Raw genomic sequence first — 15,769 nt, forward strand, 5'->3', positions numbered from 1 at the left:
AAACAGGAAACGATATTGAGCGACGTTGTAGAGATTTATACCGACGGGGCCTGTCGGGGAAACCCGGGGCCAGGTGGATGGGGTGTTTTGCTCCGTTACAAGGGTAAGGAAAAAACACTCCATGGTGGTGAGGCCAATACCACCAACAACCGGATGGAATTGACAGCTGTTATAAAAGCACTTGAATCACTCAACCGCCCAGGTTGCCAGGTTCGTATCTTCAGCGACTCAAAATACGTGCTAAATGGTATTAATGAGTGGATTGCCAACTGGAAAAAAAGAGGCTGGAAAACAGCCGCGAAGAAACCGGTGCTGAATGTAGCGCTTTGGCAGGAGCTTGACGCTCTGGTTGCCCAGCATGATATAGAGTGGCAATGGGTGAAAGGGCACAGTGGTGACCCGGGTAATGAAAAAGCTGATGAACTGGCCAATCTGGGCATTGACGAACTGAGGCTGTGAAGCAGGCAACTGCTGAATCTGCTATTTCAAATAGTGCATAATAAAACACGGAACATCAGAGCTTCTTGAGCTCTTGAAAAGGGAAAGGAAAACGCATGAGACAGGTAGTACTGGACACCGAGACCACCGGTCTCGATGTCGCACAGGGCAACCGCATCATCGAGATTGGCTGCGTAGAGCTGGATCGCCGCCGGCTGACCGGACGACATTACCACCAATACATCAATCCGGAACGGGAAGTGGAAGAGGGTGCACTGGAAGTGCACGGTATCACTGATGCTTATTTGGCTGATAAGCCGTTGTTTCCTCAGATTGTTGATGAATTTCTGGCATTTGTGGAAGGCTCTGAGCTGTTGATTCACAACGCCGCCTTTGACGTTGCCTTCCTTGATGCTGAACTCGACCGGATGGGCAGCAGTTATGGCCGCATGGCTGATTACTGCAAAATTACTGACACCCTGGCCATCGCCCGGAAAAAGCACCCCGGTCAACGCAGTAGTCTGGACGCTTTGTGCAAACGCTATGGTGTTGATAATTCCCAGCGAGATTTACACGGTGCGTTGCTGGATGCGGAAATCCTGGCTGACGTTTACCTGCTGCTTACCGGTGGCCAGACCAATCTGGTACTGGCTGACGGCAATGAGTCCGGTCCCAGGGACGAGAAGGCACATGTGGGAACCAGGATTGACCGGGCCGGGATGAATCTCACGGTGCCTCCGGCCAGCGCTGAAGAGCTGTCAGCACATGAGAGGTTGCTGGCCAGAATCCAGAAAGACAGTGGTCAATGTGTCTGGTTTAATGACACCGCAACTGACTCCCCCGCACGATAACACCGTGTCTGTCATTCAATACCTGTTTCGCGGACGAGAATGCATTGTTACTGGCTCAGAGCCAGCGCAATGGCTGTCCGGGCATGCCACAAAAGAGCTGGAACGCTTCCAGAGCCTGACCCGACTTCAGTTACCGGCTTTGTCAGTAAAACAGCCCGGCTGTGAAATCACGTTGCTAGAGGAAGGTGCAGAGCTGCCCGGCCATATGGAACCCATGCCGATGCGCGATATCCTGATGACGGGCAGCTTCGACAGTTTTGCGCCGCTTGGACGTGCCGGACAGGTCGCACAGTGGTTCAATGACCATCGTTATTGCGGGCGTTGTGCTGCCCCGATGCAGCCTGCCACAGAACAGTTGGTGCTAAGCTGCTCAAGCTGTCAACACCACGTTTATCCACGCATTAACCCTTGCATTATTGTTCTGATAACCCGCGGCAGGGAAGTACTGTTGGCCAGCCATCACCGTCACGGCAAGGCTTTCTATAGTTGCCTGGCCGGTTTTATCGAAGCCGGTGAAAGTGCTGAAGATGCCGTGCATCGAGAGGTCATGGAAGAGGTGGGTATCAAGATCGGTAACCTGCGTTACCTGGGCAGCCAGCCCTGGCCATTCCCGTCGCAGTTGATGTTTGGTTTTTATGCTGACTACGAAAGTGGTGAAATTGATGCTGATCAGGACGAAATTGAAGATGCCGTCTGGTTCGATATCGATGATCTGCCTTTTGTGCCTAATCCTGAGATCAGTATTGCTGGAAGACTGATTGCAGGGTATCGTCAATCCCAATTGAATAAACAAGAACGTCAAGAAAAAGGAGACAGTTGATTGGAATTTCTAAGTGAGTACGGATTGTTCCTGGCCAAGTCCATCACCGTAGTGCTGGTGGTTATCGTTATTCTTAATCTCTTGGTAGCAGCCAGCAAGAGTACCCGGCGACAACAGCACAGGGGCAGTATTTCCGTTATCAATCTGAATAAGGAACTGGATTCGCAAAAGCGAGAACTGCAGCGAGAGTTACTCGATAAACCTCTGTTTAAAAAGCTGCTGAAGCAGGAAAAAAAGCGCGATAAGGACAAAGAAAAGAAACGGCAGGGTGCGGGTGAGAAAGCATCAGAAGACCGCCGTCGTCGTGTTTATGTACTTAATTTCGATGGTGACATGGCTGCCAATGGTGTTGAGTCACTGCGTGAAGAAATCACCACTGTACTGACCATGGCTGACAAGTCCGACGAAGTCGTGGTTCGCCTGGAGAGCCCGGGTGGCATGGTGCACGGCTACGGGCTGGCCGCCTCACAGTTATTGCGCGTGCGGCAAAAACAGATTCCCCTGGTGGTTTGTGTGGATAAAGTTGCTGCCAGTGGTGGTTACATGATGGCCTGTGTGGCCGAGAAAATATTGGCGGCGCCCTTTGCTGTGCTGGGCTCAATCGGTGTACTGATGCAGATGCCCAATATCCACCGTCTGCTGAAGAAAAATGACGTCGACTTTGAGATGATCACGGCAGGTGAGTATAAGCGCACTCTGACGCCCTTTACTGAAATTACCGAAAAAGGGCGTGACAAGGTTCAGCAGGACATTCAGGAAATGCATGAGCTGTTCAAGGACTGGGTGAAGCGTCACCGGCCGGTTGTCGACATAGAGAAAGTCGCTACGGGTGAAACCTGGGTGGGCGTTCAGGCCTACGAGCGTCAATTGGTCGACCAGGTAATGACCAGTGATGACTATATTGTCCAGGCTTGTGAAACCTCTGATGTTTACGAAGTGGTCTATGAAATCAAGCAGCCGCTGGGCGAAAAAATCGGTGGTGTATTGCAGCGAGTGCTGGACAAGTCAGTCATGACCTGGTGGCAGCGCCTGTCGAACCGACATATCACATAAAGCGATACGCAAAAAGCTGCGAAAACACATCAGAGGCTCCTGGGGGAAACAATGTCGTCAACTGAGCACTTTAAGGCCTGGGTCGTCAGTGAAGAGACCGACACGGCCAGCGAAAAGAAACGTTATCAGCTGAATTTCGAAACCCGGCAATTAAGCGATTTACCCGATGGTGAAGTGCTTATTGATGTCTCTCACAGCTCGGTGAATTACAAAGATGCGCTGTCTGCGCAGGGCAATCCCGGCGTCACGCGTGTTTTCCCTCATACGCCAGGCATTGATGCGGTTGGCAAGGTGTTAAGCGATAGCAGCGGGACATTTAAAGCGGGTGATGAAGTGATTGTCACCGGTTATGACCTGGGCATGAATACGGCAGGCGGTTTTGGTGAGATTATCCAGGTACCTGCCAGTTGGGTGGTACGAAAACCGGCATCACTGACAGCGCTGCAGAGCATGGCGATCGGGACGGCGGGACTAACGGCCGCCTGGTGCATCGAGAAACTGTTACATAACGGTTTGCAGCCCTCAGACGGGCCGGTGCTAGTGACTGGTGCCAGTGGTGGTGTGGGGAGTGTGGCGGTAAACCTGTTGGCGGATCTGGGGTTCGAGGTGCACGCCATGTCCGGCAGCGAATCAGCAAAATCAATGCTGACGGCGCTGGGAGCCAGTGAAATCGTATCTCGTCAGCATCTCGGAGAAGGCCTGAAAAAGCCCATGTTGAAAGAAGTCTGGGCCGGTGCTGTCGACTGCGTGGGCGGGGATACGCTATTTCAGGTAGTCAAGTCGTTAAAATACGGCGGCAGCGTAGCCTGTTGTGGACTGGTCGCAGGGCCTGCCATGTCTCAGGCGACGGTGTTTCCGTTTATTTTACGCGGCGTGAATCTGCTTGGTGTGGACTCAGTCAATGTTCCCCTGGCAGGCAAACAGGCCCTCTGGGACAAACTGGCAAACGAATGGACATTGTCCGGGTTGTCGGCACTGACCCAAACCATCAGTCCAGCGGATATCCCGGATATCCTGCAGAAAATACAGCAAGGTGAAACCCTGGGCCGTTACGTACTGGACTGGTCCCAGGGTTGATCGGTATTAGCGTCGACGGAACAGCGGAACAGGTTTGTCCACGCTGACCTGGTAACCGTCCTGGAAGTCAGCAAAGGCTTTCAGGGCGTCGTCCAGATCCTGGTCCTCACGCATGGCGAAAACATTAATGCCGCAGCGATGCATGTAAAACACCTGGTCGCGCAGCACATCACCAGCAGCCAGTATGTCACCATCGAATCCCAGTGTTGTTCTCAGTTCTCGTGCGTTGCTGTAGTTGCGGCCGTCGCTGAAAACCGGGAAGAACAGGGCGATCATTGGAATGGTATTGATATCTGCCACACTTTCCGCCAACTGAGCCGCCAGATCGGCTGAACCCAGCCAGGGGATGCAATGCCCCTGGCGTGCTGCTACCTGATCCTGAGCGGACAGCCAGAGAGCGACAGGGGCGATGACGTGCTGTGCGCCGTCGATTGCTTGCAGGTCCGCAGCTTCAGCGTCTTCACCAAGCCACAGCCAGTCATTATCGGCTAATTCGCAATTGGCGATCAGTTGCTTGGGCAATTGATAGGTCGACATAGATAACTTCCTGCTAAATCAGTGTCTGACGGCGGGTTTTTCGCCGTAGAGCTCGGTTTTGAATGGGTCCATGCCGATACGTTCATAAGTCGACAGAAAGTTCTCGCCTGATTCGCGATGACGTTTGTAGACCGTAACGATTTTCTCTACAACCTCAGGAATTTCTTCCTGGGAAAAGGCACGGCCGACCACTTTACCCAGCGCTGTGTGATTGCTGGCTGAGCCGCCCAGTGTGACCTGATAGAACTCTTCGCCTTTTTTGTCGACACCCAGAATACCAATATTGCCAACATGGTGGTGGCCACAGGCATTCATACAGCCGGAGATATTCAGTGAAATTTCGCCTATTTCCCGTAATTCCGCATGGGTAAAGCGACGCTGAATCGCCTCAGCAATCGGGATTGACTTGGCATTGGCCAGGGCGCAGAAGTCGCCGCCTGGGCAGCAGATGATATCGCTGAGCAAGCCCAGGTTATCGGCTTGCAGGTCAAATGTTTTCAGTGCCTGCCACAGTTCAAACAGGCGGTCCTGCTCGACATCGGCCAGTACCAGGTTCTGGTTGTGCGTTATGCGCATTTCACCAAAACTGTATTCATCTGCCAGATCCGCGACAAAGTTCATCTGTGCTGTGTCCAGGTCACCGGGAGGGGAACCTGTCTGCTTCACACAGATGGTGACAATGGCGTAGCCGGATCGTTTGTGTGCGGCTACGTTCTGTTCATACCAGGCTGAAAACATGACGTCCTTGCTCAAGGCGCTCTGCAAGGCTTCGCTCTGTGCTGGCAGATCACGGTAATCCGGGTCATGGAAAAAACCGCGCATGCGATCAATTTCATCATCCGTCAGGGTCAGCGGACCGTCCTTGAGAACCTGCCACTCTTTTTCGACTTTTTCGCGGAAAGTGTCGATGCCGGTTTCACGTACCAGGATCTTGATACGAGCTTTAAATTTGTTGTCCCGACGACCTTCGCGGTTATAAACGCGCAAAATGGCGTCAAGGTAAGTCAGCAGGTGCTTCTTGGGCAGGAATTCACAAATTTCACTGCCAATGACAGGCGTTCTGCCCAGGCCACCGCCAACAAGAATACGAAAACCCAGTTCGCCGGCATCGTTTTTGACAATATAGATACCAATGTCGTGAACCTGAGTGGCCGCCTGGTCGCGACGAGTGCCGCAAACCGCTATTTTGAATTTGCGGGGCAGGTAGGCGAACTCAGGGTGGAATGTTGACCACTGACGAATCAGTTCGCAATACGGACGTGCATCATCCAGCTCATCTGCCGATACTCCGGCGTACTGATCTGTGGTGGTGTTGCGTATGCAGTTGCCACTGGTCTGGATGGCATGCATTTCCACTTCTGCCAGGTGGGCAAGAATGTCGGGCACTTCACCCAGTTCCGGCCAGTTGAACTGGACGTTCTGACGGGTGGTAAGGTGCGAATAACCTTTATCGTAGTGATCGGCGATAAATGCCAGTTTTCGCATCTGTCGCGAAGATAACATGCCATAAGGCACGGCAATGCGAAGCATGGGGGCCAGGCGCTGAACATAAAGGCCATTTTGCAGGCGCAAGGGGAGGAACTCGCCCTCGCTCAATTTACCGGCCAGATAGCGCTGTGTTTGGTCCCGGAACTGTGCGACTCGATCAGCCAGCATTTGGTGATCGTAGTTATCGTATCGATACATAGTGAATAGCTAAGCTGCTGGAAAAATGGGATCGTATTGTAATAAAAACTGCTCTGGATTACCACAATATGGAATATGGCGGTTTGTCATATCGCTATGACGGGGTGAGATAACCCGACACTTTCTCTGTTAAGCGTATCTTTATTCGCGCGGTTATTCTTGATTATTGTACAGAATCGCGTAGAATCCGTCGCCGTCCAAATGACGTCTTCAGAGGAATCCTCGCATGTCTGATCAAACAAATAACAGTTACACAGAAGCTGAACTGGAAGCCAACAGTCAGGTCGACGCTATCGCTATGTTAGCGCTGGTTGTTATTGCTGTAGGTATGCTGGTTCACTTCGTCGCCAGCTGATTCCAGCCAGGCACAAGCACACAGAATTCAGGCGCGCTTTGAGTGCTGTTAACAGCAATTCGAGACGCGCCTGATTTGTTTCAAGTGTTTTTCAGTTAAGTACCAGATTCACCACTAGCAGCAATACGGCGACAAATAAAACAGTAAATATCAAAGCGCCGACGACAAAGCTGGCAAAAGAACCGTTCTGGAAATCTCTTTGCTTGTTCTTTTTGCTCTGCACCCCGAAGCTGGCAGCGACCACGCTCCCCATCGTTTGTAAAAAGCTGACTTTTTTACCTTTCTCTTCTGGTTGAGAATTATTGTTCTCACTTTTGCTGGAATCGATCTCGTGCGTTGTATTGCTCATCGTAATTACCTCTGATGAATACTGCTGTGATAACAACCGGTGACAATTGCTGGTGAGTAAGCCTGGCGACTAAAGCCCTGGGCTTTAAGGTTCACTGACAGTTTGATTATAGCAAATAAGGCTACCTTTCGGTGCATCATCGCCCGCGGCAAAATGCCACAGGCGAAGGGCAGTGGTCGCAGGTATCAATTATCGACGAGGTTGGGCCTTAGCAATTTCTCGGCTTCGGCTATTGTGATCTGGCGCCGCGCTGCAAAATCACTGACCTGGTCATCATTAATCTTGCCCACTGAAAAATACCGTGATTCCGGGTGCGCAAAATAGAAACCGCTGACACTGGCTGCCGGTAACATGGCAAAGCTTTCGGTCAACTGCATATCAATGCTCCCGTCGATACTATCGCCGATACCGAGCAATTCGAAAATGGCGGTTTTATCTGAATGCTCAGGGCAGGCCGGATAACCGGGGGCAGGGCGAATGCCGCGGTAGCGTTCTTTGATCAATGCATCGTTATCCAGTGTTTCAGATGTGGCGTAGCCCCAGTGTTCTTTACGCACACGTTCGTGCAGGTACTCAGCAAACGCTTCTGCCAGGCGGTCAGCCAGTGCTTTGACCATCAGAGCATTGTAGTCGTTGTTTTCCTGTTGGTACTTGTCTGCCAGCGCCTGCGCACCGATGCCGGCGGTCACCGCGAAGGCACCCAGGTAATCGGCTTCTGCATTTTCTGAAGCCAGGTTGTCCGGTGTGGCGATAAAGTCGGCCAGCGACAGATTGGGCACGTTGTCGGCTTTACCCGCTTGCTGTCGCAGGAAATTAAAGGTGTGCAGTGGTGAATCACTGAGGCTGTCTTTGTAGATGCTGACATCATCTGTAGCCGTACGTTGTGCCGGCCAGAAACCGAATACACCCTGGGCTTTTAGGCGTTTGTTGTCGATGATGTCCTTGAGCATGCGCTGAGCATCTTCGAACAGGTCTCTTGCTGCCTGACCAACAACCTCATCTTTGAGAATGGCTGGATACTTGCCGGACAAACTCCAGGTGATGAAGAATGGCGTCCAGTCGATGTAAGGCAGCAGTGCTTCCAGTGGCTGGTCCTCAATCACCTTGGCACCGGTGAAAGCAGGTCTGGTAATAGCATCCTGCCAGTTCAGTTCCGGAGCATTTGCTTTGGCATCCTCCAGTGTCAGCAACTTGCTACGCTGATCACGTTTGCCAGTGCGTGCACGAACTGTCTCGTATTCTTCTCTGACTTTCTGTGCATAGTTGTCGTGTGTTTCCTTGCCCAGCAACTGGCTCACCACAGTGACACTGCGTGAGGCATCTGGCACATAAACGGTGGCGTTGTTTTTGTAATTCGGTTCAATCTTCACGGCGGTGTGCGCTTTGGAAGTTGTCGCCCCACCAATCAGGAGTGGTACTTTGAAGTCCAGGCGTTGCATTTCCTGGGCCACGTGTACCATTTCATCCAGGGACGGTGTAATCAGGCCGCTCAAACCGATAATGTCCACGTTATGTTTCCTGGCCTCCTGCAAAATCTTGTCAGCAGGAACCATCACGCCAAGATCAATGATGTCGTAGTTATTACAGCCCAGTACAACGCCGACGATGTTTTTGCCGATGTCATGCACGTCGCCTTTTACAGTCGCCATCAGCACCTTGCCTTTGGATTGTGCCGCTTCACCGCTAGCGGCTTTTTCGGCTTCGATGTAAGGCAACAGATAAGCTACAGCCTGTTTCATGACGCGGGCGCTTTTGACCACCTGGGGCAGGAACATTTTGCCGCTACCGAACAGGTCGCCCACAATGTTCATACCATCCATCAGAGGGCCTTCGATAACCTGTAGGGGTTTATCAAACTGCTGGCGGGCTTCCTCGGTGTCATCTTCGATGTAGCGAGTGATGCCTTTGACCAGGGCATGAGAAATCCGTTCTGACACGGATGCTTCGCGCCAGGTCAGGTCTTCTTTTGACTCTTGTGCACCGCTGTGGCTGTACTTGGGGGCAATTTCCATGAGTCGGTCAGTGCCGTCTTCGCGACGGTTAAGCACGATGTCCTCAACCCGCTCTTTCAGCTCGGCCGGAATTTCATCATATACCGTCAGCTGTCCGGCATTGACGATACCCATATTCAGGCCGGCCTGGATCGCGTAATACAGAAACACTGAGTGGATGGCTTCACGGACAGTGTCGTTACCACGGAAAGAGAACGATACGTTACTGACACCACCGGAAATCAGTGCGTGCGGCAGGTTCTCTTTAATGTAACGGCAGCTTTCAATGAAATCGACTGCGTAGTTATTGTGTTCTTCGATGCCGGTGGCGATAGCGAAAATATTGGGGTCGAATATGATGTCCTGTGGCAGGAAGTCCAGCTTCTCAACCAGAAGATCATAGCTGCGTTTACAGATTGCCTGTTTTTTCTCCAGCGTGTCTGCCTGTCCGGTTTCATCGAAAGCCATGACCACAACAGCGGCGCCATAGCGCTGACACAAGCGGGCTTTCTCCAGGAATTCCGCTTCACCTTCTTTCAGGCTGATGGAGTTGACAATGCCTTTGCCCTGAATGTTTTTCAGGCCGGTTTCGATCACCTCCCATTTGGAGGAGTCCAGCATCACGGGTACGCGACTGATATCGGGTTCACCGGCAATTAAGCGCAAAAACTTCTCCATGGCGGCACGGGAGTCGAGCATGCCTTCGTCCATGTTGATATCGATAATCTGGGCGCCGTTTTCTACCTGTTGCAGCGCCACATCCAGGGCTTCATCGTAGCTTTCATCCCGGATCAGGCGGGCAAATTTGCGCGAACCGGTGATATTGGTGCGCTCACCGACATTGACGAACAGGCTGCTACGGTCAATGTTGAACGCTTCCAGACCCGATAGACGGCATTTGGGAGCAATCTCGGGTATCTTGCGAGGCGCATATTTGCTCACTGCTTCGGCAATGGCGCTGATGTGTTGAGGCGTGGTGCCACAGCAGCCGCCAATGATGTTAACAAAGCCACTGGCGGCGAATTCGTCGACTATCTCAGCCATTTCAGCGGCACTTTGGTCGTATTCACCAAAGGCATTTGGCAAGCCGGCGTTGGGGTGGGCTGATACATAGGTGTTGGCCAGGCCGGAAATTTCCTGGATATGTGGTCTTAACTGGTCGGCTCCTAGCGCACAGTTAAAACCGATGGAAATGGGTTTGGCATGCGAGACCGCATTCCAGAAGGCTTCCACTGTCTGTCCAGACAGGGTCCGGCCACTGGCATCGGTAATGGTGCCGGAGATCATCATGGGGACATCAATGCCCAGCGCTTCCTGTACATTCTGAACTGCATAAATCGCGGCTTTGGCGTTCAGCGTGTCGAAAATGGTTTCCAGCAGAATCAGGTCCACACCGCCTTCGATCAGGCCTTTGGCAGCCACTTCATAGTCGGCTACCAGGGCATCAAAGTCAGTATTGCGATAGCCTGGGTCGTTCACATCAGGCGAGAGTGAGGCCGTGCGACTGGTCGGTCCGACGATACCAGCGCAGAAGCGGGGCTTGTCTGGCGTCTGTTGTGTCACTTCCTCGCAGCAGGCGCGAGCCAGTTTGGCGGCTTCATAGTTCAGTTCATAGACTATCGATTCAAGCCCGTAATCCGATTGTGAAACGGCGGTGGCGTTAAACGTATTCGCCTCGATGATGTCAGCGCCAGCATGAAGGTAGGCGAGGTGGATTTTTCGCACCACATCAGGACGTGTCAACGTTAACAGGTCGTTATTGCCTGTCAGGTCACTGGGGTGGTCCTTGAAGCGCTCGCCGCGAAAATCCGCCTCTTTCAGCTTCTCTGCCTGAATCATGGTGCCCATCGCGCCATCCAGAATCAGGATGCGCTGTTGTAACTGTTCGATCAGAGTCTGCCGGGCAGGGTGCTGTTTCATGCTGTATTTCCGCTAATTAATGGCTGTATGAGCGCTCGGGGCTCGCTTTGCAGGCGCGCAATTCTACCAGAATGCGACTGCTTGCGCTAAAGACAACAACACCCCGGCTTTCGTCTTGATGAATAACCGAGTAAAATACTCAGTTATTGCAAGAGGAAGTTTATTGAAATGATAACCATTACTGAATCAGCACAATCGTATTTGCATGAATTGCTGAAAAAGCAGGACACCGATGGCATTGGTATTCGGGTCTTTGTACTGGATCCGGGTACGCCTAAAGCTGAAACCTGTATCTCATTTTGTCGCCCCGGTGAAAATCAGGAAGATGACCTGAAAGAGCCTTTCGAAGGTTTTGATGCCTGGGTAGAGCAGCGCAGCGTACCGTTTCTTGAAGAAGCGGTAGTGGACTATGCGCAGGATAAAATGGGTGGTCAACTGACGATCAAGGCACCTAACTCACGGCTGCCCAAAATTCGAGATGACAGCCCGATTGAAGATCGTGTCAACTACGTTCTCTATAACGAAATTAATCCTTCTCTGGCCTCACATGGCGGTGTTGTCACACTGGAGGATATCGTTGAGGACAGCGTAGCAGTGTTGCGCTTCGGTGGCGGTTGCCAGGGTTGCGGTATGGTGGATGTAACGTTGAAAGAAGGTGTTGAGAAAACCCTGATGGAGCAGATTCCCGAGTTAAGCGGTGTCCGCGATGCCACTGACCATAGCAACCGCGAAAACGCGTATTTCAAGTAAGTGATTAAAGAAAGCGTGCGCAGCGCAGGATGAAACCTATGTCCTGCGCTTGGCTGGCAACGGTGGCCAGTCCGGACATTATCCGGGGTAACGCTCACTTAAGCCCTGGTAGAACAGATCGGCGACATTGTCCGCCTTTGCGTCAACAGCCTGCATGATTTCTACCAGGTGTTCGTTATCTTCGCGGCCATCGGCCCAGACCTTGATGTAGGTACCTTCTTTGTAGCCATGATCCTGGCGGAAAAAGTTCAGCACGTTTTTGCCAACATATTGCCGGAACAGTACTTCCCACGACATCTGGCAATCGCGCAGCAATTCAGCAAACAACACCAGGTCAATACGACGCAAGGCGGCGGTAGCTGTCAGCAGTTCCAGTTTGGTTAGCAGTTGCTGTTCCTTTAGTTGAATCTGCTGTCCGTCGATGCCAAGCGGCTGGCTTTCACCTTGTTCGAGGTTGTTGGCAATGTAATTCAGGCTGGCTTCGATATCCCCATCGTGACGAAGCAGAATTTCCGACAGCAAAAAATGCCAGACAAGTGCGAGATGGTATGGTATGGACATAGCTGCGCTGCTATATGAGATAAGGCTCTAAGCATGTTTCTATCATGTCCATACAAAATAACTATTTTCAGCAATAAATTCCCGCGAATGTCCATACATGTGTTATTGGACGATCTTGCCGAACGCTTACCGTGAACGTGTGGGTTTTGCCAATGAATTTGGCGCGCCACATAATTGTGACGAATTTCGCAGATATAACTAAAATAAATATACTAATATCTACAAAAGCCAATTATAAAGATAATTTTAGTTTGGTATATATACCAATTAAAATTACTAAAACTTATCTCAAAATCAGCTCGAGCATGGTTTGAGTGGGAGTCTCCTTAGTTGACCTGAGTCATTCTGGCAGTTTCGGGTAGGAACTCAAAGGGCTGGAAAACTCTAATTAGAGCTCCCAACGTTTTCTGTGCCTGATGGCAACTCAATATTAATCGTCTTGTGAAAAGTGTAACGTGACAGTTGCAGATTTTGGTAAAAGTTCTTGAGAAGAGCAGTTAAGTGCACTGGCAATTTGATATAAAGAAACAACAGTAATATTTACTTCTCCTCGTTCAATCCTACCCATATAACTCCGATCAAGCCCGCATGCAAATGCCAAGCGCTCTTGGGACATACCCAGCGACTTCCTCTTTTGCCTAATTCTTTTACCTAATAATAATGCAAGCGTGTACATATGCCTCTCCTGTAATCCCCCCTAAAATCCGGAGCAGTTATAAGTAGAAAATTCCGATAAACTTAGCACAAGGAGTTTTCTATGAGAAAGTCACGATTTACAGATAACCAGATACTGGCAATCCTCAAACAAGCCGAGTCTGGTGTCCCGGTCCCTGAGCTGTGCCGTGAGCACGGCATGAGCAGCGCTGCTTTTTATAAGTGGCGAGCCAAGTTCGGCGGTATGGACGCCTCGCTGATGAAGCGGATGAAGGAACTGGAGGAAGAAAACCGGCGGTTGAAAAAGATGTACGCCGAGGAGAAGCTCAAGGCCGAGATTCGTCAGGAAGTCATTGAGGGAAAGTACTGAAGCCATCTCAACGCCGTGAGGTGGCTATGGAGATTGTTAAACGCCGCAAGGTGAGCATCCGTTTTGCTTGTTTGTGCGTGAGCGTCAGCGAGTCGTGCTACCACTACGAGCCGAAACTGAACTCGGAGAATGCCGTGATCGCAGATTGGTTGCTGCGGCTCACTACCGCCAACAAGCGTTGGGGCTTCGGGCTGTGCTTTCTACATTTGCGTAATGTGCGTGGCTTTCTCTGGAATCATAAGCGTGTGTACCGCATTTACCGTGAGCTGGAGTTGAACTTGAGAATCAAGCCCAGACGACGAATCAAGCGTGACAAACCCGATGCGCTGAGTGTTCCAACCACGGCCAACCAGGTGTGGTCTATGGACTTTATGAGCGACACGCTCATGGATGGTCGCAGTATTCGCACCTTCAATGTGATTGATGATTACAATCGAGAAGGCTTGGGTATTGATGTTGATCTGTCTCTGCCGAGTGAACGTGTAATCCCCCCATTTTTAAATGCACTCGAGAGTAGACATCAAGCGGCCAAGGCCAGCTTCTGTTTTGGGGTGATTCCTCCCAATGCCATATTAGGCCGTTCATTGTTGTAACGCCACAGCCATCGTGTCGCCGTTTCTTGAGCTTGAGCGATCGACTCGAACAGGTGCATGTCCAACCATTCGTGACGAACTGTGCGGTTAAACCGTTCAACATAGGCATTCTGTGTTGGCTTGCCTGGCTGGATAAACAGCAACCTGATGCCACGCCTGCTTGCCCAGTGTTGAAACTGTCCGCTACACATCTCACTGCCATTATCACAGCGTATCACCTTTGGTTTTCCACGCCACTCAATGATCTGATCAAGTGCCCTGGTAATACGCTGAGAGGGTAAGCTTAAGTCGACCTCAATACCTAGCCCTTCGCGGTTGTAATCATCCAGCACATTGAATGTGCGGAACGTGGTACCACTGCTTAATGCATCGTGCATAAAATCAATCGACCAGACCTCATTGATCTGCCGTGGCACGGCCAGTGGATCAGGCTTATCACGTTTCAGACGTCGTTTTGGCCTGATTCGCAGGTTCAGTTCCAACTCTCTGTAGAGGCGATATACACGTTTGTGGTTATACTGAAAGCCTTTGACGTTACGCAAATACAGAAAGCACAGCCCGAAGCCCCAGCGTCGATTCGTACTCGTCAATCTAAGTAACCAGTCGGCAATTAAGGCATTATCGCCACTGAGCTTGGCCTGATAACGGTAACAAGTCTCAGAGATAGCAAATGCTCGACAGGCCAGGCGTATGCTCATCCCTTTATCCCTAACGGCCCTTTGCGCCATCTCCTTGCGCTGAGATGGCTTTACCACTTTTTTTCAAGTGCCTCGGTCACGATCTCGGCTTTAAGCTTCTCCTCGGCATACATCCGCTTGAGTCTGGCATTTTCCTGCTCAAGCTCTTTCATTCTCTTCATCATTGAGGTGTCCATGCCGCCATACTCCCGCTCTGGCAGGATAGTTGACACCATCTACTTTTACCAGATGGGCGGATTGAGAATATGAGTGGCGCGATTTTCACAGGAGCGTAAGGAAGCAGTTTTGAGCCGGTTACTGCCGCCGTACAACATGACGGTATCGGATCTGGCAAAAGTTGAAGGCATCAGCGAAGCAACCCTTTATAATTGGCGCAAGCAAGCCAGATTAAGAGGACGCGCCGTGCCGGGGCCCAAACCAAATAACACAGACCAGTGGTCAGCTGAAGCAAAGCTGGCCACGGTGATAGAAACAGCCACGATGAGCGAGGCTCAGCTTAATGAGTATTGTCGCCAGAAAGGTCTGTTCGTCGAGCAGGTAAAGGCCTGGAAAGAAGCTTCGCTGGCCGGGTTCCAAAGTGCCGAGCAGCAGGATAAAACGCTCAAGCAGCAGTCAAAGGCGGATAAGCAGCAGATCAAAAAGCTTGAGAAGGAGCTGCGCCGTAAAGAGAAAGCACTGGCAGAAACCGCGGCGCTGCTGGTGCTGCGAAAAAAGCTGGATGCGCTCTGGGAGAACAACGACGCGGACGACTGACCGCGCTGCCAGAGCGCCTGATTATTATAGAATTGATACACGAAGCAGTAGGCAGCGGCGCGCGACTGCACAAGGCCTGTGCTGAGGCGCAGATCGGCCTTCGTACCTACCGACGCTGGTATCAGGACGGTCAGGTTCAGGCCGATCAGCGCCCCGAAGCCATGAGGCCAGCGCCGACGAACAAGCTCAGTGACCAGGAAAAAGAGCAGATCGTAAATTTGTGCAACCTGACGGCCTTTGTAGACCTGGCACCGACGCAGATCGTACCGGCATTGATGGACCAGGGCGTATATGTGGCATCGGAGTCCTCGTT

At 51.4% G+C, this 15,769-nt stretch carries 13 protein-coding genes and 3 pseudogenes; 9 read left to right on the forward strand and 7 right to left on the reverse strand.

Annotated elements, in window-relative coordinates:
• The first annotated feature begins 15 nt into the window (after positions 1-15).
• The 5 genes from rnhA to PSCS_RS09485 all read left to right on the forward strand — a co-directional run bounded on the left by rnhA (position 16) and on the right by PSCS_RS09485 (position 4,239).
• Positions 16-459 (forward strand): ribonuclease HI, encoded by a 444-nt coding sequence (gene rnhA, locus PSCS_RS09465; RefSeq protein WP_068811862.1) that lies wholly within the window; start codon positions 16-18, stop codon positions 457-459.
• Positions 460-554: 95 nt separating this feature from the next.
• A complete protein-coding gene (dnaQ, locus tag PSCS_RS09470; protein WP_068811863.1) occupies positions 555-1,289 on the forward strand; it encodes a DNA polymerase III subunit epsilon in 735 nt (244 codons plus the stop codon).
• On the forward strand, positions 1,258-2,109 hold the full coding sequence (gene nudC, locus PSCS_RS09475) for an NAD(+) diphosphatase (protein ID WP_068811864.1): 852 nt from the start codon (positions 1,258-1,260) through the stop codon (positions 2,107-2,109). The genes dnaQ and nudC overlap by 32 nt, the downstream gene beginning before the upstream one ends.
• Positions 2,110-3,162, forward strand: coding sequence for a protease SohB (gene sohB, locus PSCS_RS09480; RefSeq protein WP_068811865.1), 1,053 nt, complete (start codon positions 2,110-2,112; stop codon positions 3,160-3,162).
• A gap of 51 nt (positions 3,163-3,213) precedes the next feature.
• Entirely contained in the window at positions 3,214-4,239 is a 1,026-nt protein-coding gene (locus PSCS_RS09485) for a YhdH/YhfP family quinone oxidoreductase (protein ID WP_068811866.1), read from the forward strand.
• Positions 4,240-4,245: 6 nt separating this feature from the next.
• Here PSCS_RS09485 and PSCS_RS09490 read toward each other — a convergent pair whose 3' ends face one another.
• Positions 4,246-4,776 (reverse strand): DUF934 domain-containing protein, encoded by a 531-nt coding sequence (locus tag PSCS_RS09490; RefSeq protein ID WP_068811867.1) that lies wholly within the window; start codon positions 4,774-4,776, stop codon positions 4,246-4,248.
• Positions 4,777-4,794: 18 nt separating this feature from the next.
• Positions 4,795-6,462: a nitrite/sulfite reductase gene (locus PSCS_RS09495; RefSeq protein WP_068811868.1), complete on the reverse strand. Its 1,668-nt coding sequence runs from the start codon at positions 6,460-6,462 to the stop codon at positions 4,795-4,797.
• Positions 6,463-6,688: 226 nt separating this feature from the next.
• Between PSCS_RS09495 and PSCS_RS16270 the strand changes: the two genes are divergently transcribed.
• Positions 6,689-6,817 (forward strand): hypothetical protein, encoded by a 129-nt coding sequence (locus tag PSCS_RS16270; protein WP_267890000.1) that lies wholly within the window; start codon positions 6,689-6,691, stop codon positions 6,815-6,817.
• 91 nt (positions 6,818-6,908) lie between these two features.
• On the opposite strand, the gene PSCS_RS09500 is transcribed toward PSCS_RS16270, so the two are convergent.
• Positions 6,909-7,166, reverse strand: coding sequence for a DUF2970 domain-containing protein (locus PSCS_RS09500; RefSeq protein ID WP_068811869.1), 258 nt, complete (start codon positions 7,164-7,166; stop codon positions 6,909-6,911).
• Between the two features lie 185 nt (positions 7,167-7,351).
• Positions 7,352-11,077, reverse strand: coding sequence for a methionine synthase (metH, locus tag PSCS_RS09505; RefSeq protein WP_068811870.1), 3,726 nt, complete (start codon positions 11,075-11,077; stop codon positions 7,352-7,354).
• Positions 11,078-11,239: 162 nt separating this feature from the next.
• Here metH and nfuA point away from each other — a divergent pair, with 162 nt between their 5' ends.
• Entirely contained in the window at positions 11,240-11,827 is a 588-nt protein-coding gene (nfuA, locus tag PSCS_RS09510; RefSeq protein WP_229694655.1) for a Fe-S biogenesis protein NfuA, read from the forward strand.
• A gap of 78 nt (positions 11,828-11,905) precedes the next feature.
• Here the strand turns inward: nfuA and PSCS_RS09515 are convergent, their stop codons facing one another.
• Positions 11,906-12,388 (reverse strand): dUTP diphosphatase, encoded by a 483-nt coding sequence (locus PSCS_RS09515; RefSeq protein ID WP_068811872.1) that lies wholly within the window; start codon positions 12,386-12,388, stop codon positions 11,906-11,908.
• A gap of 430 nt (positions 12,389-12,818) precedes the next feature.
• On the reverse strand, positions 12,819-13,064 hold the full coding sequence (locus PSCS_RS15600; protein WP_082866353.1) for a helix-turn-helix domain-containing protein: 246 nt from the start codon (positions 13,062-13,064) through the stop codon (positions 12,819-12,821).
• Positions 13,065-13,145: 81 nt separating this feature from the next.
• Between PSCS_RS15600 and PSCS_RS15605 the strand changes: the two are divergent.
• Positions 13,146-13,930 (forward strand): annotated as a pseudogene (locus tag PSCS_RS15605) (transposase); the annotation flags it as partial.
• A 2-nt stretch (positions 13,931-13,932) separates the two neighbouring features.
• Here PSCS_RS15605 and PSCS_RS09530 read toward each other — a convergent pair.
• Positions 13,933-14,891 (reverse strand): annotated as a pseudogene (locus PSCS_RS09530) (IS3 family transposase); the annotation flags it as partial.
• A gap of 61 nt (positions 14,892-14,952) precedes the next feature.
• Here PSCS_RS09530 and PSCS_RS16125 point away from each other — a divergent pair.
• Positions 14,953-15,769, forward strand: a pseudogene (locus tag PSCS_RS16125) (transposase); the annotation flags it as partial.

It is taken from the genome of Pseudohongiella nitratireducens (assembly GCF_001642735.1).
GTDB classification, from domain to species: Bacteria; Pseudomonadota; Gammaproteobacteria; order Pseudomonadales; family Pseudohongiellaceae; genus Pseudohongiella; species Pseudohongiella nitratireducens.